A 21,556-nucleotide genomic window follows, 5' to 3' on the forward strand; every position below is an offset into this window, starting at 1 on the left:
AAACGGGGGGCGGCCCCGAGCCGTGTCCGAAACCCTCAGGGCGAACCCTGGTTCGTCCCCGGTATCGCGCTCGTCCCGGACCGCCGCGGACGCCCCGGTGCGACGATGGTGCCCATGACCGACCACCCCCAGCGCCACAGCGACGAGATCGCCGCCGCACTGCGCGCCAGCCGTGAACTCGGCCCCGAGTACGACGAGGCCGTGGCGGCCTCCCTGGTCGAACGCATCGACGGCACCGTCGAGGCGCGCGTGCGCCACCACATGGCCGCCCAGGCGCGCACGGAGACGGCCAAGGCGGGCCTGCCCTCCAACACCGTGCGCTTCGTGCTCTCCCTGGTGTGCCTGGGCGTGAGCATCCCGGTCTCCGCGATCACCGCGGCCGTGGGCAGCCCGGCGGCGCTGCCGCTGGTCTGGCTCGGGCTGATCCTGTTCTACGTCGTCTCGGTCGTGGGCCTGCGCCGCTGACCGGTCGCCGGACGTGACCTGGAACATATCGATTCCGCCACGGATCATCCCCGCCGCTTAACTGCCCGTATGCACCCTGTGTCCGAACCCCTACAGTCGTGCCCACCACGGACCAGACCGGTCCCACCAGGGGGAAGGACACGATGGCAGCCATCGAACAACGCAGGACGACGTGGAAACAGATCGGTCCGGGCATCGTCGTCGCGGCCACCGGCGTGGGCGCGGGCGACATGGTCGCCACACTCATCGCTGGCAACCAGTTCGGCTACGCCCTGCTGTGGGCCACCATCGTCGGCTGCCTGGTCAAGATCTCCCTGGCCGAGGCCACCGGACGCTGGCACCTGGCCACGGGGACCACCATCTTCGCCGGCTGGAGCAGCCTGGGCAAGTGGACCACCGTCTACTTCGCGCCCTACATCGTGCTCTGGGGCTTCGTCTACGGCGCCAGCGCCATGTCGGCCACGGCCCTGCCCCTGGCCGCGCTGATGCCGGGCGTGCCGCTGGAGGTGTGGGCCGTCCTGGCCGGGGTCTCCGGCCTGGTGATCGTCTGGTTCAACCGCTACGCGGTGTTCGAGAAGATCATGACGGTGCTCGTGGGCGTCATGTTCGTGACCGTGGTCGGCCTGGCCATCTACGTCGTCCCCGACATCGGCCAGACCCTGCGGGGCCTGGTCCCGATGCTCCCCGAGGGCTCGGTGTTCTACACCATGGGCCTGGTCGGCGGCGTCGGCGGCACCATCACCATGGCGGCCTACGGCTACTGGGTCAACTCCAAGGGCTGGCGGGACTCCTCCTGGATGCGGATGATGCGGCTGGACAACCGCGTCGCCTACATCACCACCGGCGTCTTCGTCGTGGCGATGCTCATCGTGGGCGCCGAGCTGCTCTACGCGAGCGGCATCACGCTCCAGGAGAGCGACCAGGGCCTGATCCAGCTGGGCGACGTCCTGCGCGAGCGCTTCGGCGGGTTCGTGGCGACGGCCTTCCTCATCGGCTTCTTCGCCGCCGCCTACTCCTCCATCATCGGCGTGTGGAACGGCGTGAGCCTGCTGTTCGCCGACTTCGTCAACCACCTGCGGGGCAAAACCAACACCGACCCGGGGGAGAACCAGAAGAGCTGGGCCTTCCGCGGCTACATGCTCTGGCTGACCTTCCCGCCGATGCTGCTCCTGCTGATCGGCAAGCCCTTCCAGCTGGTCATCGCCTACGGGGTGCTGGGCGCCTTCTTCATGCCGTTCCTGGCCTTCACCCTGATGTGGCTGCTCAACTCCTCGCGCACCCCCCGCGAGTGGCGCAACGGCTGGCTCAGCAACGCGGGCCTGGCCCTGGCCGGATCGCTGTTCGTGGTGCTGTGCGTCTACGAGCTCTACGGGATCGTCACCGGGGCCTGAAGCCTCGGGGAGGCGCGGCGGGCGCGCGGGGCGGTGTCAGCCCCGCAGCGCCGCGCGCAGGATCTCCACCGCCTCGTCGTGGTCCAGCCCCACCCGGGAGATGACCTCGGCGTAGGCCCGGGCGGCGGCCAGTGCCTCGGCGCGCTGGTCGTCGCCGCCCGCCGCGACGAACGTCCCCGAACGGCCGCGGGTCTCGACCACACCGGCCTGCTCCAGCTCGCGGTAGGCGCGGGCCACGGTGTTCACCGCCACCGACAGCTGACCCGCCAGCGCGCGCACCGTGGGCAGCCGGTAGCCCACCGGGAGTTCACCGTTGGCGACCGCGATGGCCACGATCGACCTGATCTGCTCGTAGGGCGGGACCCTCGACGTCGGATCGACACGGATGAAATCCGCCATGTGCCACTGCGCTCCCCACCGTCGCCTGCCGCGGTGTCCGGCCGCGGACCGGACCGGACCGGACACCAAGTTACCGTGCGTGCACCGGCCCCAGGTTGGGGGTCGGGACCGCCGGTGTCAGACCGCTTGGCGCGGCACCCGCTGGATCCCGTGCAGGCGGTGGGTCTCCCGGGCGGTGAGCAGCCGCTCGGCGACCCGGGTGGCCTCGCGCACCTGCGGACGGGCCAGCCGCTTGCGCCGGTAGATCCGGTCCTCGTACCCCTTGGCCCCCACCAGGGTGCGCTCGCGGGCGTAGGCGGCGCGCATCGCCTCGGTCAGCGCCGTGTCCAGGTCCACGCCCCGCTGGTTCAGCTCCTCCACGGGCGCGTTGTGGGTGCGGGCCCGCTCCAGCGCCTCCTGCGCCTCGGCCACCGCACGCAGGAGTTCGGGCAGGCGCTCCGCGCGCTCCTGGTCGGAGGCCAGGCTCTCCCGCGCCTGAGCCGTGCTCTGCTTGGCAAGTCCCATGTGTGTGCTCCAGACCACGCGTAACGTCGGACGGGGCCACTCTAGAGGTGACCCATATCATCTGGCGAGCCGGGCCGCGCGTCGTGGTGGCCGCGCCGCCCGCGATCTGCCACCTTTACGGCGCACACCCCCGAAAGGACCATCGTGAGCAGGAACTACGCCGGACTCAGCCGTGAGCGCATCATCTTGGAGGCGCTCCACATCATCGCTGGCCGCGGGCTCGGCGGCCTGTCCATGCGCCGCCTGGGCGACGCGCTGGAGGTGGAGGCCATGGCCATCTACCACCACTTCCCCCTGGGCAAGGAACAGCTGTTCAACGCCATCGCCGCCTACGTCACCTCCCCCGCGGCCACCGGCACCGTCCCCCTCGACGACGAGGCGGAATCGGAAGGGGCGGAGGGGGCGGAGGAGCCCGAGGAGGACACCCGGCCCTGGGACGTGCGCCTCACCGAGTGGGCCGAGGCCTACCGGGAGCGGCTGCTGGAGTTCTCCGGGGCGCTCTCCCTGCTGGTGCACCGCGCCCCGCGCACGCCGAGCAGCGACGCCACCCGCGCCCTGGTCCGCGACGCCCTCACCGAGGCGGGCCTGGAGGGCGAGGACCTGGAGCGCGCCGCCGACGCCCTGCACTCCCACTGCGTGGGCGCGGTCGTGCACCAGGTCCGCCACCAGGACGAGGAGGACGCACCCGACGCCGCGGAGTCCCTGGCGCGTTTCCGGTACGGGCTGCGCGCCCTGCTGCGCGGGCTCACCTCCTGAGCCGCGCCCGGGCGGGGCGGACGGCGGGGTCCTGCGCGGATCGGTCCCGAGCCGTGCCCGGGCGGGAGGGCCCCGGCGTGATCGGCCTCCGCTGACCCGCCCGCCCCGCCCCGGACCGGAGCGGGCGGAGACGGCCGATGCGCCCGGCTCCAGCGTCCCGCCCCGGGAAACAGGGACCTTCGTCGGGGAACCGAGCGCGCTCTCCCGGCGTCGTTACCAGGAGACAGCCCCCGACCCCGCCCCTCCTCCCGGCGCGGGGCGGTACAGAAAGGTCATCCATGGTTCTCAAGCGCCTGCTCGCCGGTATCGGATTCGGCGGGGCCTCGGTGGAAACCACCCTGCACTCGGCCGTGGCCACCCCGGGCGGCACCCTGCGGGGCACCGTCGTCATCGAGGGCGGCAACGTCGAGCAGCGGGTCGAGCGGCTCACCGTCGGCCTCCAGGCCCGGGTCGAGGTCGAGAGCGGCGACCACGAGGGCGTCCGCGACCTGGAGTTCCACCGCGTCCAGGTCGGCGGCGGCGTGACCCTGGCCCCCGGCCAGCGCTTCGAGGTGCCCTTCGAGCTCTTCGTGCCCTGGGAGACCCCCGTGACCGTCCACCGGGGCCGCCACCTGCACCGTATGAACGTCGGTGTGAACACGCGCCTGCACGTGGCGGGCGCGGTCGACCCCGGCGACCTGGACCCGGTGGCCGTGGAGCCGCTCCCCTCGCAGCTGGCCGTGCTGGACTCGCTGGCCTCCCTCGGGTTCTCCTTCAAGCAGGCCGACCTGGAGCAGGGCCGCATCCTGCGCACCCGCCAGCAGCTGCCCTTCTACCAGGAGATCGAGTTCTTCTCGCCCAGCCGCTACCGGGGCCTGAACGAGCTGGAGCTGTCTCTGGTCACCGACGAGCGCGGCATGGACGTGGTGCTGGAGCTGGACAAGAAGCCGGGTCTGCTCTTCTCCGAGGGCCGCGACACCTTCCACCGCTTCAGCGTCGACCACCACGAGGGCGCCGGACGCGACTGGTCGGGCCACCTGCACCAGTGGATCGACTCGCTGGCGGGCAAGCGCAGCATGTTCTGATCCCGGCGGGGCTCCGGGGGCGGGCGTCCCCGGAGCCCCGGCGCCGTCGGCCCGCGGTTCACCCGGCCCGGGCATTCACCCCGTCCGCTGGCGGGCGCGCTCCGCGCGCAGTTCGCGGGCCTGGTCGGGGTCCAGCACGGGCGCCGCGTTGAGCAGTTGGCGGGTGTAGTCGCTGGCGGGGTTCTCGTACACCGCGTCGCTGTCACCCATCTCCACCACCTCACCCGCACGCATCACCGCGACCCGGTCACTCACCTGACGCACCACCGCCAGATCATGGGCCACGAAGATGTAGGTCAACCCGAAGTCGTCCTGCAACTCCGACAACAACCGCAGCACCTGGTCCTGCGTGGACACGTCCAACGCCGACACCGGCTCGTCACAGATGATCAGCTTCGGCTTGAGGATCAGCGCCCGCGCGATCGCGATCCGCTGACGCTGACCACCCGAGAACGCGTGCGGGAACCGGTTGTAGTGCCCCGGCTCCAACCCCACCCGCTCCAACAGCTCCTGCACCTGGGCGCGGATCTTCTTGCCGTCCCTCTCCCCCTGCACCCGCAGCGCGGTCCCGATCGCGTCGCCCACCGTCACCCGCGGGTTCAGCGAGGAGTAGGGGTTCTGGAACACCATCTGCACGTCCCGGCGCAGCGGACGCAGCGCCCGCTCGGGCATGTGGGTGATGTCGCGGCCCTCGAACTCCACCCGGCCCCGCGTGGGCTCCAGCAGACGCATCACCATCCGCGACAGCGTGGACTTACCCGACCCCGACTCCCCCACGATCCCCAGCGTCTCACCGCGGTGCAGGTCGAAGGAGACCCCCTTGACCGCCCAGAAATCCGTGGCCCGACCCCACATACCGCCGCGCACCTTGAACCGCTGCGCCAGATCCTCCACCCGCACCAGGGGCTCGCCCCGCTCCTCCTTCGGTTCGGGGATGAAGGGCCGGAAGACCTCGTCCGGCCCCCGGCGCCCCGCCTCGCCCGCCGCGGCCGAGCCCGACCTGCGGCGCTTCTCCTGGTCCTGGCGCTGGTCGCGCTCGGCCCGGTCGCGCGCCCGCCTCCGTGCCCGGGAGACCTCCACGCGCGGCACCGCGTCCAGGAGCCCCCGGGTGTAGGGGTGCTCGGGCTCGGAGAGGACCTTGCGCACGTCGCCGCGCTCGACCGCGACGCCGTGGCGCATGACCACGACCTCGTCCACCGAACCCGCCACCACCGCCAGGTCGTGCGAGACCAGGATCAGCGCCATGCCCAGGTCGCGGCGCAGCTCGTCCAGCAGGTCCAGGATCTGCGCCTGCACCGTCACGTCCAGGGCGGTGGTGGGCTCGTCGGCGAGCAGCACCTTGGGCTCGCACATCAGCCCCATCGCGATCAGCACGCGCTGGCGCATACCGCCGGAGAACTCGTGCGGGTAGGAGTTGATCCGCTTGGCGGGCTCGGGGATGCCCACCCGCTCCAGCGACTCCACCGCGCGCTCGCGGGCCCGGGACCGCGACACCCCGGACCGGTGCACGCGCAGCGCCTCCACCAGCTGGTTGCCGACGGTGAACTGGGGATGCAGCGACTGCATCGGGTCCTGGAAGACCATGGCGATGTCGTTGCCGCGCATCCGCCGCAGCCCCTTGTCCGGGGCGCCGATCACGTCGGTACCCGCCACCTCGACCTCCCCGGTGATCCGCGCCCGGCTGCCCCGGTGCAGGCCCATGAGGGCCAGCGAGGTCACGCTCTTGCCCGAGCCCGACTCGCCCACGATGCCCAGCGCTCCCCCGACGGGCACGGCGAAGGACAGACCGTCCACCGCCCGGACGTCGCCGTCCATGGTCGGGAACACCACCCGCAGGTCCTCCACCCGCACGACCGGCCCCGACGCCGCGGACTCGCTCACACGACCCCTTCCTTTCCGTTCCCCGGGCACGGCGGCCCGGGCCGTGTTCGGCGCACCTGTGCGACCGGCACGGTTATCCGTGGATGCGCACGCGCGGGTCGATCAGCGGGTACAGCAGGTCCACCACCAGGTTGCAGAGCACGATGAAGAACGCGCCGAACAGCGTCACGCCCAGGATCACCGGCAGGTCGCTCTGCATGATGGCGGTGACCGCGTACCGGCCGATCCCGTTCAGGGAGAAGACCTGCTCGGTCAGGACCGCGCCGCCCAGCACGAGCCCCAGGTCCAGGCCGAAGATGGTCACGATGGGCGTCAGCGTGGGGCGCAGCGCGTGCTTGAGCACCACGCGGCGCTCGCTCAGTCCCTTGGCGCGGGCGGTGCGGATGTAGTCCTCGCCCAGGGTCTCCAGCATGCCCGCGCGCGTCTGGCGGGCGTACATGGCCGCGTGCAGGAAGGCCAGTGTCAGCCACGGCAGCAGCAGTCCCTGCGCCCACCTGGACGGGTCCTCGGTGAGGGGGACGTAGCCCGGCGTGCCGAACAGCCCCCAGGCGTGCACGAGGAAGGCCAGGGCCAGCAGCCCGGTGAAGAAGATCGGCAGCGACACCCCCGCCAGGGCGACGGCCATCGCCAGCCGGTCGAACAGACTGCCCTTCCACACCGCCGAGACCACGCCGACCAGGATGCCGCCCACCAGCCAGACCACCCCCGCGCCGAGGGCCAGTGAGGCCGTGACCGGCAGACGCGCCACGATCTCGGGGAAGACCTCCTGGTAGGTCTGGAAGGAGTAGCCCAGGCACGGCGCCGCGCACTCGATCGTGTCGTTGCCGAAGCGGTACTCCGCGCCGAGGAAGAGGCCCCGGACGAACTCCCCGAACTGCACGACGACGGGCCGGTCCAGGCCCAGCCGGTCGATGGTGGCCTGGATGGCCTCGGGGGTGGGGGCGCGGCCCACGTACATCGTCGCCAGCTGTTCGACGGTGCGCCCCGCCCACCGGGGCACCACGTAGAAGATGGCGAAGGTGACCATGGTGACCACGGCCAGGAGCAGGAGTCCGGCGCCCAGGCGGCGCAGGATGTAGGTCAGCAACGCGCGTGCTCTCTGTCGTCGGGGCCGGGGCGGGGGCGGGACGGGTCCGCGAACGGTACCCGCCCGCAAGCAGACAGTAACCCACTGTGATCATCTGGTCGCGCCCACCCGCCCAAAAGGCCTCGGCGCGGTTCTTCACCATCGCCCGGAGCGCCGAGATGTGGTCCGGGTGGGACGAGATGGCCGCTGCTCACCGAAACCACTGACAGTAATCGTGCGGCGGGCTACTCTCAGTGACAGGACCCCTCACCCCTTGTGGAGGACACCGTGGGACGACACGCCGATCCCGACAAAACCACCGATGGCGGTAGCGGAGGCAGCGCCGCAGGTGACGGCAAGGACCCCAACGAACACGGGGCCGAACCCATCCCGCCCCAGTCCGGCGACGGCAAGGACCCCAAACGGTGACCGCACTCCCCGGCGCCCGGCTGGCCCGCGCGCTCACCATCGCGGGTCAGGTCATCGACCCCCAGTGGCATCGTGCGATCCTCGCTGTGGACCGTGCACAGTTCGTCCCCGACACCGTGTGGGTCACCTCCACAGAACACCCCGGCTACTACGTACCGGTCACACGCGATGACCCCGACCACGCCCGTTGGGCGCATGAGGACTACGCGCTCGCGACCCAGGTGGACGACGGCGACCCCGCCGGGGGCCCGGACGGGGAACCCGGGTGGGGCAGGTTGCGTACCTCCAGCCTCAGCCAGCCCTCGCTCGTGGTCGCGATGCTCCAACAGCTCGACGCCGTCGATGGGCACCGGGTACTGGAGATCGGGACGGGCACCGGGTACAACACGGCGTTGCTGTGTCACGCGCTCGGGGAGAAGGCCGTGGTGTCCGCCGAGATCGACAAGGAGCTGGCCAGGGTCGCGGTCGACAACCTCGCGCGGGCCGGGTACGCGCCGATGGTGTTGGACACCGACGGGACAGGCCCCCTGGAGACGGGTGTCGGCGCGGATATGTACCACCGGGTGCTCTCCACGGTCGCGGCCCGCGGGCGGATACCCCACGCCTGGGTTCGGCAGGTGTGGCCGGGCGGGGTGATCGTGACCCCGTTCGAGGTGGGGAACGTGCCGGGGGTGCTGGTGCGCCTGGTCGTCCAGGAGGACGGCACCGCGACGGGACGAATCGTGGACGACGCGCCGTTCATGGTGTTGCGCTCGCAGCGGCCCGACCCCCGTCGGGTCCGGGAACTGGTGGACGAGGACGCCCCCGGGGTGCGGGCCGGGAGTACCGACGTGAACCCGCGTCTGGTCGCCTACCGCGACCAGGGGTGGCAGCTCGTCCTAGGTCACCTGGCACCGGACCTGAGGTACGCCGTGTACGAGGCCGCCGAGGACCGCCCCGAGTGGGCGGGTGAGGCCAGCGTGTACGTCGCCACCCCGGACGGGTCGTGGGCGCTCGGAGAATACGTTCCGGCCGGTGGCCCCTACAGCACGAAGCGGGCCGGGCCCCGGGACCTGTGGGCGGAGATCGGCGCCGCGTGGGAGGAGTGGACGCGGTGGGGGAAGCCGGGCCGGGACCAGCTCGGCGTGACCGTGGACCAGGAGGGAACTCGACTGTGGGCGGACGCCCCGGCAGGGGTCCTTCGGCCTCTGGGCACGGCCGCCGCTGCGGGGTAGCCTCACCCCGTGTCAGCACGAAACCGACCCCGCCCAATGTGTCTGGGCGGGGTCGGTTCTTCGTACTTGGCTACTAGCTGCGGATTGCCGCGAGCAGGGCCGTCCACTCAGGGGCCGGTGCCGACAGGTAGCCCAGTTCCCGGTTCTGGGTGTCACGGATGTCCGCACCCTCCGCAGACTCCCGGGCCTCAACACAGTTCTGCCCACCCGAACTGTATTTGGACTTGTGCCAGTCAGACCTCACAGATCACCCCTTCGTGACGGCGAGAACAGCAGTCCACTCCTGGGCCTGAAACTCAAGGTGCCCGGCGTGCCGGTTCTGCGTGTCCCGAACCAGCGTCTCGGCACCCTCGCAGACCTCGACACAGTTTTCCGCAGCGTTGCTGTATGAGGACTTGTGCCACTCCGTTGTCATCGGGATTCCTCAGCCTTCTTCATCAGTACTTTGACGGTCGCTTCCGGGGCCCGGGCCCTGGCCTGCAACTCACTAAACAGCATCCCATACTGGCGTACTCGGCCAGGGTCATCGGTGGTCTGACCGAGGTACAGGGACTCGGTGTAGAGCACATCCGGCGCGTCCGCACTCGACAGGAGAGAGAACGGTCCGCCTAGCCCGAGCTGGGGAAGCACCTCCCATGGATACACCTGGAGGATGATCCTGTCGGACTGCACCAGGTTCACCAAGGCGTTGAACTGGTCGGCCATCACCTTAGGATCAGCTACTCCTCGGAGCACCACGGCATCGTCGAGAACGACATGGTAACGCGGCTTTTCTCCCTTGAGGATCTCTTCACCCTGCGACTTTCGCAATTCCACACGCTCGTCAACTTCTTCCGAACTGAACCATGGAGCACTCGCGCGAATCACTGCGCGCGCATAGTCCGGGGTTTGGAAGGCAGCAGGAACGATGTTCGGATGGTATTCGCGAATGAAGTGAGCAGACTTCTGGAGTCCGTGAAACTCGTCTAGCCAGTCAACCGTTTCCGGCTGGTACAGCTCATCATACTGTCGCACCAGGACACCGCCCGCTTCGAGCACTTGGTCGGTTTTTTCAACTCGCGCCGGATTTAGGGGACAGTGTCCGTTTTCGACGTTGCCAACGTGAGACGAGCTGCAACCAAGCTTGTCAGCAAGCCACTGCTGGGTGCGTCCACGCTTTTTGCGCGCACGCATCAAAGCTGCACCAAAACGGACATCCGAGGAGGCTTTTTCCTTCACCATGCCGTCACTGTAATGGAACCCTTGAAAACCCTCAAGATCTATTATTCCAAAATCAGGAAGCTTCAGCTTTCCTGGAAGTCCTTTCCAAGAGCTTCCACAGCGGTGTTTTCTTGTGACATAGCAAGGGCCGCCCTGTCACCAAGCCAAGGGGTCAAGGGCGGCCCTGCATGAAAAGCCCCGGCGGTCGAAGTGGAGAGCGACCGCCGAGGCCAAGTGCCCCACCCCGAGTCAGCCGAGGTGAAACATGCAAAAGTCTACCGTTCCGCCCATCCCGCTTCCACGCCGACTGTGCGGAACCAGCACCAAATCAGGCATTCTGCTCGGCCCCGACCTCGGCCACGTCAGGATCGCCCGCCGCTGGGCCGCCCAAGCCACCCGCTCCCGGCCGAGCCTGGCCGAACCCGTCGGCATCGCCGTCTCCGAGTTGGTCACGAACACCCTGCGCCACTCGGCCTCCGGGCTCCCCGGCGGCACCATCCGCGTCGAGATCGAACGCACCTTGCGCCACCTCGAACTCCGCGTCACCGACAACGGCCCCCGCCCCGGCGAACAACCCACCTTCCCGGCCGTACCCACCTCAGAACCCCTGCGCCCCAGCGGCAACGGACTGCGCCTGGTCGAGGCCCTGTGCTCCTACTGGGACTGGAAGCAGCACTCCTGCGGCGCGATCACCGTCCGCGCCGTCTTCCCCTGGTAGCCCGCTTCCCGGCAGGCGAGCCCTTCCAGACTCCGCACCACCCGATCTGTCCCCCGGGCCGATGCGGACGGGCCGATGCGGAAGGCACCGGCCCCGTGGCCTCGCCCTCCCCTTCCCCGGGAGGGCGGGGCCACCCCACCAACCACAGAGCACAGAGCACAGAGCAAGAACATCGAACACGGAAAGCCCCTCATGCCCGACTACAGCTACCTCCTCGACGGCCGCCCCGACGTCCTCACACCCAGCGAAGTCGCCGCCCTCTTCAACATCCGCCCCCGCAGCCTCCACCGAGGCGAATGGGACACCGTCCTCAAACCCTTCCGCACCCCCGGCGGAGCACGCCGCTACCCCAAAGAACACATCGCCACCCTGCTCAACCAGCCCGACCCCCCGACCTCACCCTGAGCCGGTACGGCGCTGGTGGCGCTGGCACGGCGGCTGAGGCGCCCGCCCGGGCGGGCGCCTCAGCCGAGCACGGCCCGCCCCGCGCGCAGCGCGGCGCACGTCTCGGGGTAGTCGAACAGCTCCCCTTCGAGGAGTTCCAGGACGCGGGCCACCCCCACCGCAGGAACCCCCCGCACCTCCAGCACACCCCGGGTCCAGGCCAGGAAACGGGTGAAGACCGCACCGTCGCCCACGTACAGCGACGTCAGCAGGAAGTCGGTGATGTGCCCCAGGTCCTCGACCGTCCGGTCCAGGTCCGCGCCCTCCAGGCTGGCACCCCGGGCCGCGTAGAGGGCCCGCGCGTGCTCCACGCCGGTCCGCACCAGGTCGCGGCGGCGCTGCACCAGGCTCGCGTACTCCGCGGCCGGGGTCAGCGCCTCCCCCCTCGGCCGCAGGGACGACAGCGGCAGGCGCCGCTCCAGCAGATCGGCGGCGGAGCGGGCATCGGCCGCCCACAGGCTCGCGCCCAGCCGGAGCGCGAGGGAGGAGTCCGGCCCGAATCCGCGCCCCCCGGCGATGACGGGCACCCCGGTGCGCGCCGCGGCGGTGATCATGGCGTGCGCGTTGACCAAGTGCGAGGGCAGGGAACAGCTCAGCGCCACCGCGTCGGGCGCGGTCTCCTGGAGGTGCAGGGTCAGGTGGTGGGCGGGCACGCTCGCCCCGAGGAAGGTGACCCTCCACCCGCGCAGGCGCAGCACGTCCCCGAGCAGCCGCGCGGGCAGGCCGTGCCACTCCCCCTCGACACAGGCCACCACCACCGAGCCCAGCGGGCGTTTCCCGGCGACGCGCGCCAGCCCGTGTTCGAGGACCAGGCCCAGGGCGAGTTCGCCGATGTGGGTGGCGGCGTGCTCCCCGGCCACCGAGAGATCGTTGGTCTGCCACATCATGCCCACGCGCATCTGGGACACCGCGATCACGTCCAGGACCAGCGACTCGTGGTCGACTCCGGCCGCCAGCGCCTCCCGCACCACGGCCAGGGCCCCCGCGTCGTCGATGTCGCGCACGCGCGCGAAGAAGTCGTCGGCGACGTCGGCGGGCGACACGGGGGCGGCCCCGTCCAGCAGGGTGTCGTGGTCAGCGGTCATCGGCGCCGCCTCCCCGGGCGGAGCGGGCCTGCACGGTGAGCACCGTGATGTCGTCGTGTTCGCCTCCGTCGAGCCAGTCGCCGACCACCTGGGCGATCCGGTCCGAGACGGCCGGGGCGGGCATGCCCCCGCACTCGGAGAGCAGCCGGGCCAGGCGTTCCTCGCCGAGCATCTCCCCGCCCAGCAGGGGGTTGCGCGCCTCGGTGACCCCGTCGCTGTAGACCACCATCGTCTCGCCGGGGGCCAGGGTGAACTCGGTCTCCCGGAAGAGGGCCTCCTCCACCGCGCCCACGAACAGGCCCCCGATGGACACCTCCCGGACCGCGCCGTCCACGCCCACGACGAGCGGGGGCGGATGGCCTCCCCCGGCGGCGCGGACGCGCAGCCCGCCGCCGGGCAGAGGGCTGGCGAGTCCGAGGAGCATCGTGCTGAACTTCTCGGGGTCGGTGCGCAGCAGCAGGACGTTGAGCAGCTCCAGGAGCCGCCGGGGGTCCTGTTCGACCAGCCGCAGCGCCTCCAGGGACTGGCGGATCATCCCGGTCAGGAGGGCGGCGTCGTTGCCCTTGCCGCACACGTCCCCGAAGGAGAAGTCGAAGCCCTCCTCCAGTTCGTTGACCTGGTAGAAGTCGCCGCCGATGCGCTCGGCCTCGACGGCGGAGCGGTAGGCCGCGCCCAGTGCGGCGTGCGCGACGCCGGGCAGGGGCGCGGGGACCAGCGCGGCCTTGAGGGTGGAGGCGGTGCGGGCCTGGTACTGGTACATGCGGGCGGCGCTCAGGGCCGAGCCCACACGCTCGGCGTACTCGGTGAGCGCCTCGGTGTCCGACGCGTCGAAGTACCCCCGGGCGCGGTGGAACAGCAGTGCTCCGGCGGTTCCGGACAGGCCGGGGACGGCCACGGCGCACAGCGCGCCCCGGACGCCGCCGTACCCGGCCAGCTCCAGGAGGAGCTTCTCGACGGGGTCTCCGGGGGTGGGTTCGGCCACCGTGCGCGCCCCGTCCACGACCTCGTGCAGCCAGGCGGCGCCGTCCACCGTGCCGCGGTCCCAGACTCCCTCGCCGGTCCCGACGCGGCGGCGGCCGCCCTCGGAGGTGAACGCCGCGGTCCAGCGCACCGAGCCGTCGGGCTGGGCGAGGAAGAGCGCGCACAGGTGGGCCGCCTCCGGTACCGGGAAGCGCACCGTCTGCTCCACGAGGCGGGCCGGGTGCAGGATGTTGCCCAGTTCGCGGGCGGCGCGGCGGAGTCTGGCGGCCGCGGCGGGCGCCGGGGCCGCGCCGGTCCGTCGTCCGCCGACCGGCCCGGCCCCGTCGTCCTCCAGAGGAGCGCGGTCGCTGGTCCCCGAAGCAAGCACTGGTGTTCCACTCCCCACGCGTCGCGGCGTACGGCCCGTGCCGGGCCGTACGGGCGGCTCCGCCGAGCACGTTCACGTACGCGCGGTGCGCGTGTGGTCGTGGGCGGGTGCCGCGGAGCGTCGTTCCTCCGCTGGCGCAGAGGGCGCACAGGGGGGCGTAGGGGCCACCGGCAGCGGGGAGACGACGCCCGGATTGCCACGCTACCCGCCATACTCCGCTGACACACGGTCCGGGAAGCGAAAGTTGCCGTCCGACAAAATTTCAGTGCCGTGTGTTATCGTGCGGGCCCGCGGCCCCGGGGCCGGCCCGGCTCCAGCGGGGTCGGCAGGCCCCCGGTTCCGCCCCATGGTTGCCCCACAGGGGTCGGAGGGGGCCTGCCGACCCGCACTGCACGAGGTTCTACCTGCCGTTTCTCACTACCGCGTGGTTCCCAGCGCCATGTAGTCGTACATGGAGTAACCCGAGTGGTAGTACACGTTGGTCAGGTTCGGCGGCCGGTAGAGCACCGTGCGCTCGAACACCGCGGGCAGGATCGCCGCCTGCTCCATCGCCCGCCGGTCGATCCGCGTGTAGACCGAGGCGCGCTCCTGGGGGTCCCGCACGGTGATGACCTCGTCGAACCACCCGTTGATCCGCTCGTCGTCCAGCTCCGAGATGTTGGCGTTGCCCGCGTCCTGGATGGCGTCGCCGTCCAGGATCTTGCTCATGAACCCGTAGCCGCTCGCCCAGTCCGGGGCCCACCCGTACACGGTCAGGCCCAGGTCGTTCTCCTCCACGAAGGACGGCGACCCGGCCTGGGTGTTGGTGTAGGTGTCCGAGGGGTACTGCTTGATCCGCGTCTCGATGCCCACCCTGGCCAGGGCCTGCTGGAGCGCCTCGGCGGTGCTCACCTCGGAGGGCCGGTCGGCCCGGACGCCGATGGAGGTGGAGAACCCGTCGGGCTCGCCGCACTCCTCCAGCTTCTGCCGGGCCTTGTCCAGGTCGCCCTGGTTGTCCTGGGAGGCGTACAGGTCGATGCCGGGATCGGCGCCCGGCAGCGACGCGGGCATGATCTGGGTGGCGATGTCGCCGCCGGTGTCGCCGCCCCAGGCCCGCTGGAGGGCGTCGCGGTCGGCCGCGTACATGACCGCCTCGCGGCAGGCCAGGTCGTCCAGGGGTTCCAGGACGGTGCTGACGTTGACGTAGCGCAGCGTGTTGCTCTGCGGGTTGTCCACGCTGTTCCTGCGCGCCTCGTCGGTGAGCAGGGTGCCCCGCATGGCGGGTCCCACCCCGGCCCCGGCCAGGTCCACGTCCAGGTCGCCGCTGGCCAGGCGCTGGTCGATCTCGTTCTGGTCCACTCCCAGCTGCACCTCGACCCGGTCCGGCAGCGCCTCGCGGGTCGGGTCGGTGGCGGGGTCCCACTGGTCGTTGCGCACCAGGTTCAGGGAGACGCCGGGGCGGTACTCGCCGTCGAACTTGTAGGGCCCGGAGGAGACGACGCGGCTCTGGTACTGCTCACCCCGGTCGGCCCCGGGCGGGACCGGCGCGGTCTGCGGCTGGATGAGCAGGTACGGGAACTCGGCGAAGGGGTCCTTGAGGTGGAAGACCAGGGTGTGGTCGTCGGGGGTCTCGATCCCGTCGAATCCGGCCAGCGGGTCGTCCTCGTTGGCGTAGGGGCCCTCGTAGTCGTCGCTGTCGGCCAGCAGGTCCTGGAAGTACTTGGGCCCGTTGGGCAGGGCCTGCGCGCCGAAGTTGCCGCGCGCGATGGCGTACTCGATGTCGGGCGCGGTGATCTCGGAGCCGTCCTCGTAGCGCAGCCCCTGTTTGATGGGCACCGTCCACTCGGTGAGGTCCTCGTTGGGCCGGGGCATCTCCGCGGCCAGGTCGGGCTGGAGTTCGGTGCCCTCCTCGCCGGGCGCGCCGACGTAGGTGAGCAGGGTGCGCGCGTAGTAGCGGCTGAAGTTCCAGCTGAACGCGTAGTAGGTGTTGCCGGGGTCGGGCGAGTCGAAGTCCGAGGAGATGGCGTAGCGCAGGGTGCCGCCGGTCTGGTCGGAGGGGTTGACCACCTCGGTCTCGCCCTGGTTGAACTCGGCGTCGACCGGGCCGCCTCCGCCCCCGCCTCCGCCGTCCGCGCCCCCGCAGGCGGCCAGCAGCAGCGCCGCGGCCGTGCCCGCGGCCAGGGACGCGCTCGCCCGGCGGCGTCCGCGGCGCCGCGAGGGCGCCGCGCCTGTGTGGTGGTCGGTGGTCAAGCTTGCCTCCTGGTCGGATTGGCTGGCGGGGGCCGGTGCCCGGCCCGTGACACGCGACGGGCGCGGCCCGTCAGTCGGAGGAGCGGGGGTCGAAGGCGTCGCGCAGCCCGTCGCCGAAGAGGTTGAAGGCCAGGACGGTGACGAAGATGGCCAGCCCCGGGATCAGCACGAAGTGCGGTGCGATGGTGTAGAAGCGCAGGGCGTTGTCGAGCATGCCGCCCCAGGTCGCCATGGGCGGGTTGATGCCCACGCCCAGGAAGCTCAGGGCCGCCTCGAACAGGATGTTGGTGGGGATGAGCAGCGTGGAGTAGACCAGGATCGGCGTGACGAGGTTGGGCAGGATCTCGCGGAAGACGATGTGGGCGCTGCCCGCGCCGAGGCTGCGGGAGGCCTCCACGAACTCGCGCTCCCTGAGGGTCAGGGTCTGCCCGCGCACGATGCGGCCGATGTAGGGCCAGTTGAAGAACCCGATGATGAAGACCAGCACGCCGATGCGCAGGCCGTTGCCGCTCAGGCCGAAGGAGCCGTCGGGGATGACGCCGACCAGGGCGATGGCGAAGAGCAGCAGCGGGAAGGCCAGGAAGATGTCCATGGCCCGGCTGATGACGGTGTCGACCCAGCCGCCGAAGTACCCGGCGACCATGCCCAGGACGGTGCCGATGACCACGCAGACCAGGGTGGCGACCGTGGCGACCAGCAGGGAGGTGCGGGCGCCGTGGACGATGCGGCTGAACAGGTCGCGCCCGTTGACGGGTTCCACGCCGAGCAGGTGGTCGGCGCTGATCCCGCCCCAGGGGTCGAGCCCCAGGGAGGGGTTGGCGGGGTCGCGCAGGACACCGCCGGTGAGCGGGTCGATCAGCTCCTGGTTGAACTGGTTGGGCGGGTAGCCGAACCAGGAGGTGAGCAGGGGCGCGAAGACCGCGACCAGGATGAGCAGGATGACGACGACGCCCCCGGCCATGCCGATGCGGTCCCTGCGGAAGCGCCGCCAGGCGATCTGGCGCAGGGACCTGTTCGCCGACCCGCGTCCTCCGGCGGCCGCCGCCTCGGGGTCGGCGTGTTGGGAGGACTCGGGCGCGTCCATCGGCACGGACATGTGCACCCCTGCCAGTTGACATGACTTTTCGTATCCATGAAGACACGAAGAGTTTGCACGAGCGGCGCGGGGGTTTCCAGCCTCCGCGCCGGTGTCCCCGCACGGGGTCGGGTCCGGGCCTTGACCGGAGCGGTCCGCCGCTCCCGGGCCGCGCGCGGGGCGGGCGGCCCGGGAACGGCCGGGAGGGCTACACTCCGGCCGTGTCCTGCCCGGCCACGGCGCCGTCGGCCAGCCGCAGCTCCGACCAGGCCCAGTTGCGGCGCAGCCACCGGTCGTGCGAGGCCACCACCACCGCGCCGGGCGCGGTGCCCAGCGCCTCCTCCAGCTCCTCGGCCAGTGCCAGGGACAGGTGGTTGGTCGGCTCGTCCAGCAGCAGCACGTCCGGGGCGTGTCCCACCAGCATCGCCAGTGCCAGGCGTCGCCGCTGCCCCACACTGAGCCTGCCCACCGGCCGGTCCAGGTCGCGCGGTGCGACCAGGCCCAGGTCGGTCAGGCGGGGAGCGCCGGGCAGGGCGCCGTTGAGCCCCTCATAGAGCGAACGCGGGGTCCGCTCGGGGTCGGGGAAGACCACGTCCTGTTCCAGCAGGGCGACCGCGGCCCCGCGCCGCCACAGCACCTGGCCCGACGCGGGGCGCAGCCGGTGCCCCAGGGCGTACAGCAGCGTGGACTTGCCCGCACCGTTGGGCCCGGTGACCAGCAGGCGCCCGTCCGAGGGCACGTCCAGGCGGTCCAGGCGCAACCGGCCCGGCACGACCAGGTCGCGCACGGTGATCGCGTGGCCGTCGGCCGTGCCCGGGTCACGGGTCAGCGAGGCGCTGAACTCCAACGGCCTGGGCGGTTTGCGCACCTGGTCGCGCTCCAGTTCCTCCAACCGGTTCCGGGCGTTGCGCACCCGACGCGAGACCTGCTTGTCCACGCGCCCGCCCAGGAAGTCGTAGCCCATCTTGTCGTTGTCCCTCGGGGCGCGGTTGTGCGAGACCTGCCGGGAGGTGGTGCGCACCGACTCGCGCAGGCCCTTGAGGGTGTCCTGCTCGTCCCGGTAGCGCTGCTCCCAGCGTTCGCGTTCCAGCTGTTTCTCCCTCAGGTAGAAGGAGTAGGCGCCGCCGTAGTGGACGGGACCGTCCACGGCCGGGTCCAGGTCGAGCAGGCCGGTGCACACCGCGTCCAGGAACACCCGGTCGTGGCTGGCCAGCACCACCACTCCCGGCAGGCCGCGCAGGTACCCCTCCAGGAACTCCAGCGCCTGGTCGTCGAGGTGGTTGGTGGGCTCGTCCAGCAGCAGGGCGCGCGGGCGGCGGATGAGCAGGGCCGCCAGACCCAGGCGTCCGCGCTGGCCGCCCGACATCCGTCCCACCGGCCGGTCCGGGCCGACGCCGTCCAGGCCCAGTCCCGCGACCACCAGTTCGGCTCGGCGTTCGGCGTCCCACACCTCCAGCAGTTCGGCCTCGGCCAGGGCCTCGGAGTACTCCCGCAGGGCTTCGGCGTCCTCGGGCGAGCCGTCCAGCGCGGCCGCGCTCGCGGTCAGCCGCCGCTCCACCCGCCGGGCCGGTTCGAGGGCCTGGGCGATCACCCGGGCCAGGGTCGTGTCCGGGGCGTGGGGCAGCTCCTGGTACAGGAATCCGGTGTCGGCGGGGCGTTGCACCCGTCCGGCGTCGGGTTCCTCCTCCCCGGCCAGCAGCCGCAGGAGGGTGGACTTGCCCGAGCCGTTCTCCCCCACCAGGCCGAGCCGCTGGCCGGGGGCGGCGTCGACGTCCACGCCGTCGAACACCACGTGGTCGCCGTAGGACCTGGCGAGGTCGCGGGCGCGCAGCAGGGGCGGGCCGGTCGGGGCGGTATGCGGTGCGGAGGCGGCGCCGGTCGTGTCGCCGAGGGTCATAGGGGTGGACCACCCTTCGTTTCGGGGTGGGCCTCGATGCGCGGAACCGGTGCGCCCGCACGGCGCGGTCCGGGGACGACACGGAGGTCGCCGACATCGAGACCGCACCGGGGACAGTGCCAGTACACGCCGAGCGGGGATCCGGCTCCAGCCACGGTGGGCGAGCCCCGCGCGCTCGGCGGTCGTCGGTCTCGATGTCACATGCGCATGTTGCGCCCAGGCTAACCCGCCGGGGCGGCGCGGGCAACGGAATTACGCGGGTGTCCGGTCAGGTGCGCTGACCGGCTCCGCCGCGCGGCGCCGTGCGCCCGGAAGGGTCCTCTCCCCCCGGCCCCTGCCGGGTGCGTCGGCCCTGGCGGGCGGATCACCGGCCTCGCCCGTCCCGGAGGGACACAGGGCTCCTCCGGAACGGGCGGGGCGAGGGGTCAGGCCGCGGCGCGGGCGCCGTCGGGGAGGAGCCCGACCAGGGTGTGGGCGGCCTGACCGGGATCACCCAGCATGTCCACGGCGGGGTCCCGGTCGGCGACCTCGCCGTCCGACCGGTGCCGCGCACACGCTGGAGCGGGCCCGGTGGCGGTGCGACCGGCGCGATCCGCCGGTCACACCGCCGCCGCCGTGGTCAGCCCCTGCCGCGCATGGAGCGGTAGCGCCGCACCAGGGAGGTGGTGGAGGCGTCCAGACCGGACACGTCGGCGCCCTCGGTGAGGGCGGGCTCGACCCGCTTGGCCAGCACCTTGCCCAGCTGCACGCCCCACTGGTCGAAGGAGTTGATGTTCCACACCGCGCCCTGGACGAACACCTTGTGCTCGTAGAGGGCGACCAGCTGCCCGAGCACCGACGGGCTGAGCCGGTCGGCGAGGATGGTCGTCGTGGGCCGGTCGCCCTCGAAGGTCCGGTGCGGGACCAGGTCGGCGGACACGCCCTCGGCGGCGACCTCCTCCGCGGTGCGGCCGAAGGCCAGCGCCTGCCCCTGGGCGAACAGGTTGGCCATGAGCAGGTCGTGCTGGGGCACCAGGTGCTCGGGCAGGTCGGGGGCCGGGTTGGCGAAGCCGATGAGGTCGGCGGGCACGAACCGGGTGCCCTGGTGCAGCAGCTGGAAGTAGGCGTGCTGGCCGTTGGTGCCCGGGGTACCCCACACCACCGGGCCGGTCTGCCAGTGGACGGGGCGCCCGTCGCGCTGCACCGACTTGCCGTTGGACTCCATGTCGAGCTGCTGGAGGTAGGCGGGGAACTTGGACATGTGGTGGCTGTAGGGCAGCACCGCGTGGGTCTGGGCGCCGTGGAAGTTGCCGTACCACACGCCGAGCAGGCCCAGCAGGAAGGGCAGGTTGCGCTCGACGGGGGCCGTCGCGAAGTGGGTGTCCATCAGGTGGAACCCGGCGAGCATCTCCCGGAACCGCTCGGGGCCCACCGCCACCATCAGGGACAGGCCGATGGCGGAGTCGTAGGAGTAGCGGCCGCCCACCCAGTCCCAGAACCCGAACATGTTGCGGGTGTCGATGCCGAACTTCGCCACCTCCTCGCCGTTGGTGGAGACGGCGGCGAAGTGCCTGGCGATGGCGCCGTCGTCGTCGCCCCTGAGGCCCAGCCCGTCCAGCAGCCAGGTGCGGGCCTCGGTGGCGTTGGTGATGGTCTCGACCGTGGTGAAGGTCTTGGAGGCGACCACGAACAGCGTCGTGGCCGGGTCGGCGTCCACGAGCGCCTCGTGCAGGTCGGTGCCGTCCACGTTGGAGACGAACCGGAACTCCAGTCCGCGGTCGGTGTAGGGGCGCAGGGCCTCGTAGGCCATGGCGGGCCCCAGGTCGGAGCCGCCGATGCCGATGTTGACGACCCGGCGCACCGGCTGGCCGGTGTGGCCGAGCCACTCCCGGGCGCGGATCCGGTCGGCGAACTCCGCCATCCGGTCCAGGACCTCCTGGACCTCGGGGACGACGTCGCGGCCGTCGGTGGTGACCACCTGCCCGCGCGGCGCGCGCAGGGCCGTGTGCAGAACGGCCCGGTCCTCGGTGAGGTTGACGTGCTCGCCGCCCAGCATGGCGTCGCGCAGGTCGGCGACCCGGGTGGCCCCGGCCAGGTCGGCGAGCAGGCGCAGGGTCTCGTCGGTGACGAGGTTCTTGGAGTAGTCCACGTGCAGGTCGCCGACGTCGAGCGTGTACCGTTCGGCCCGGCCGGGGTCGTCGGCGAACAGCCCGCGAAGGTCGGTGGAGCCCCACCGCCGGTGGTGCTCGCGCAGCGCGGTCCACTCGTCCCGCTGGTCCAGGGGAACGCCCGGGCGGGCGCGTTCTCCGGTGTCCTCAGCGCGCGGGAGAGGTGTACTGGCAGACATCCGGCGGCTCCTCGTCGGTCGGCGCTCCGGCGGCACGGCGCGGGTGCTCGGTCCGCGCGCCGCCC

20 protein-coding genes are annotated in these 21,556 nt (G+C 71.6%); 7 read left to right on the top strand and 13 right to left on the bottom strand.

Translation table 11 applies throughout. The features are described 5' to 3' along the window. The first annotated feature begins 105 nt into the window (after positions 1-105). Positions 106-465, top strand: a complete 360-nt coding sequence (locus EV372_RS27780; protein WP_130398493.1) for a hypothetical protein — start codon at positions 106-108, stop codon at positions 463-465. A gap of 143 nt (positions 466-608) precedes the next feature. Next, positions 609-1,856 (top strand): Nramp family divalent metal transporter, encoded by a 1,248-nt coding sequence (locus tag EV372_RS27785; protein ID WP_130398494.1) that lies wholly within the window; start codon positions 609-611, stop codon positions 1,854-1,856. A gap of 36 nt (positions 1,857-1,892) precedes the next feature. On the opposite strand, the gene EV372_RS27790 is transcribed toward EV372_RS27785, so the two are convergent. Then, complete coding sequence (locus EV372_RS27790; RefSeq protein WP_013153598.1) at positions 1,893-2,255, bottom strand: GntR family transcriptional regulator; 363 nt, start codon at positions 2,253-2,255, stop codon at positions 1,893-1,895. 117 nt (positions 2,256-2,372) lie between these two features. Further along, positions 2,373-2,759 carry a hypothetical protein gene (locus EV372_RS27795; RefSeq protein WP_130398495.1) on the bottom strand — a complete coding sequence of 129 codons (387 nt, stop codon included), beginning with the start codon at positions 2,757-2,759 and terminating at the stop codon, positions 2,373-2,375. 144 nt (positions 2,760-2,903) lie between these two features. Here EV372_RS27795 and EV372_RS27800 point away from each other — a divergent pair, with 144 nt between their 5' ends. Continuing rightward, positions 2,904-3,515, top strand: a complete 612-nt coding sequence (locus EV372_RS27800) for a TetR/AcrR family transcriptional regulator (RefSeq protein ID WP_130398496.1) — start codon at positions 2,904-2,906, stop codon at positions 3,513-3,515. A 278-nt stretch (positions 3,516-3,793) separates the two neighbouring features. Then, positions 3,794-4,579 carry a sporulation protein gene (locus EV372_RS27805; protein WP_130398497.1) on the top strand — a complete coding sequence of 262 codons (786 nt, stop codon included), beginning with the start codon at positions 3,794-3,796 and terminating at the stop codon, positions 4,577-4,579. Between the two features lie 75 nt (positions 4,580-4,654). Here EV372_RS27805 and EV372_RS27810 read toward each other — a convergent pair whose 3' ends face one another. Continuing rightward, positions 4,655-6,460, bottom strand: coding sequence for an ABC transporter ATP-binding protein (locus EV372_RS27810; protein ID WP_130398498.1), 1,806 nt, complete (start codon positions 6,458-6,460; stop codon positions 4,655-4,657). Positions 6,461-6,533: 73 nt separating this feature from the next. Then, positions 6,534-7,547 carry an ABC transporter permease gene (locus tag EV372_RS27815; RefSeq protein WP_130398499.1) on the bottom strand — a complete coding sequence of 338 codons (1,014 nt, stop codon included), beginning with the start codon at positions 7,545-7,547 and terminating at the stop codon, positions 6,534-6,536. 404 nt (positions 7,548-7,951) lie between these two features. Here EV372_RS27815 and EV372_RS27820 point away from each other — a divergent pair, with 404 nt between their 5' ends. Continuing rightward, positions 7,952-9,169, top strand: a complete 1,218-nt coding sequence (locus tag EV372_RS27820) for a methyltransferase domain-containing protein (RefSeq protein ID WP_197044334.1) — start codon at positions 7,952-7,954, stop codon at positions 9,167-9,169. A gap of 73 nt (positions 9,170-9,242) precedes the next feature. Here EV372_RS27820 and EV372_RS27825 read toward each other — a convergent pair whose 3' ends face one another. Genes EV372_RS27825 through EV372_RS27835 form a run of 3 tightly spaced genes read right to left on the bottom strand, consistent with a single transcriptional unit; the run spans position 9,243 to position 10,390 of the window. After that, positions 9,243-9,413, bottom strand: a complete 171-nt coding sequence (locus EV372_RS27825) for a DUF397 domain-containing protein (RefSeq protein WP_130398500.1) — start codon at positions 9,411-9,413, stop codon at positions 9,243-9,245. A gap of 3 nt (positions 9,414-9,416) precedes the next feature. Further along, complete coding sequence (locus EV372_RS27830; protein WP_130398501.1) at positions 9,417-9,584, bottom strand: DUF397 domain-containing protein; 168 nt, start codon at positions 9,582-9,584, stop codon at positions 9,417-9,419. Continuing rightward, positions 9,581-10,390 (bottom strand): helix-turn-helix domain-containing protein, encoded by an 810-nt coding sequence (locus tag EV372_RS27835; protein ID WP_130398502.1) that lies wholly within the window; start codon positions 10,388-10,390, stop codon positions 9,581-9,583. The genes EV372_RS27830 and EV372_RS27835 overlap by 4 nt, the downstream gene beginning before the upstream one ends. Before the next feature lie 244 nt (positions 10,391-10,634). On the opposite strand from EV372_RS27835, the gene EV372_RS27840 reads away from it, so the two are divergent. Both EV372_RS27840 and EV372_RS27845 read left to right on the top strand, forming a co-directional pair. Beyond that, positions 10,635-11,087, top strand: a complete 453-nt coding sequence (locus EV372_RS27840) for an ATP-binding protein (RefSeq protein WP_130398503.1) — start codon at positions 10,635-10,637, stop codon at positions 11,085-11,087. Between the two features lie 192 nt (positions 11,088-11,279). Then, on the top strand, positions 11,280-11,492 hold the full coding sequence (locus EV372_RS27845; RefSeq protein WP_130398504.1) for a hypothetical protein: 213 nt from the start codon (positions 11,280-11,282) through the stop codon (positions 11,490-11,492). A gap of 59 nt (positions 11,493-11,551) precedes the next feature. Here EV372_RS27845 and EV372_RS27850 read toward each other — a convergent pair whose 3' ends face one another. The 6 genes from EV372_RS27850 to pgi all read right to left on the bottom strand — a co-directional run bounded on the left by EV372_RS27850 (position 11,552) and on the right by pgi (position 21,491). Then, positions 11,552-12,616 (bottom strand): cobalamin B12-binding domain-containing protein, encoded by a 1,065-nt coding sequence (locus EV372_RS27850; protein ID WP_130398505.1) that lies wholly within the window; start codon positions 12,614-12,616, stop codon positions 11,552-11,554. Further along, positions 12,606-13,964, bottom strand: coding sequence for a PP2C family protein-serine/threonine phosphatase (locus EV372_RS27855; protein ID WP_130398506.1), 1,359 nt, complete (start codon positions 13,962-13,964; stop codon positions 12,606-12,608). Before EV372_RS27855 ends, EV372_RS27850 begins: the two co-directional genes overlap by 11 nt. Positions 13,965-14,381: 417 nt before the next feature. Next, entirely contained in the window at positions 14,382-16,193 is a 1,812-nt protein-coding gene (locus EV372_RS27860; protein WP_130398507.1) for an ABC transporter substrate-binding protein, read from the bottom strand. A 70-nt stretch (positions 16,194-16,263) separates the two neighbouring features. Then, positions 16,264-17,289 carry an ABC transporter permease gene (locus tag EV372_RS27865; protein WP_130398508.1) on the bottom strand — a complete coding sequence of 342 codons (1,026 nt, stop codon included), beginning with the start codon at positions 17,287-17,289 and terminating at the stop codon, positions 16,264-16,266. 187 nt (positions 17,290-17,476) lie between these two features. Beyond that, positions 17,477-19,165 (bottom strand): ABC-F family ATP-binding cassette domain-containing protein, encoded by a 1,689-nt coding sequence (locus EV372_RS27870; protein WP_130398509.1) that lies wholly within the window; start codon positions 19,163-19,165, stop codon positions 17,477-17,479. 619 nt (positions 19,166-19,784) lie between these two features. Further along, positions 19,785-21,491: a glucose-6-phosphate isomerase gene (gene pgi / locus EV372_RS27880; RefSeq protein WP_130398510.1), complete on the bottom strand. Its 1,707-nt coding sequence runs from the start codon at positions 21,489-21,491 to the stop codon at positions 19,785-19,787. Between the last annotated feature and the right edge of the window lie 65 nt (positions 21,492-21,556).

Source organism: Nocardiopsis sp. CNZ308 (assembly GCF_004217075.1).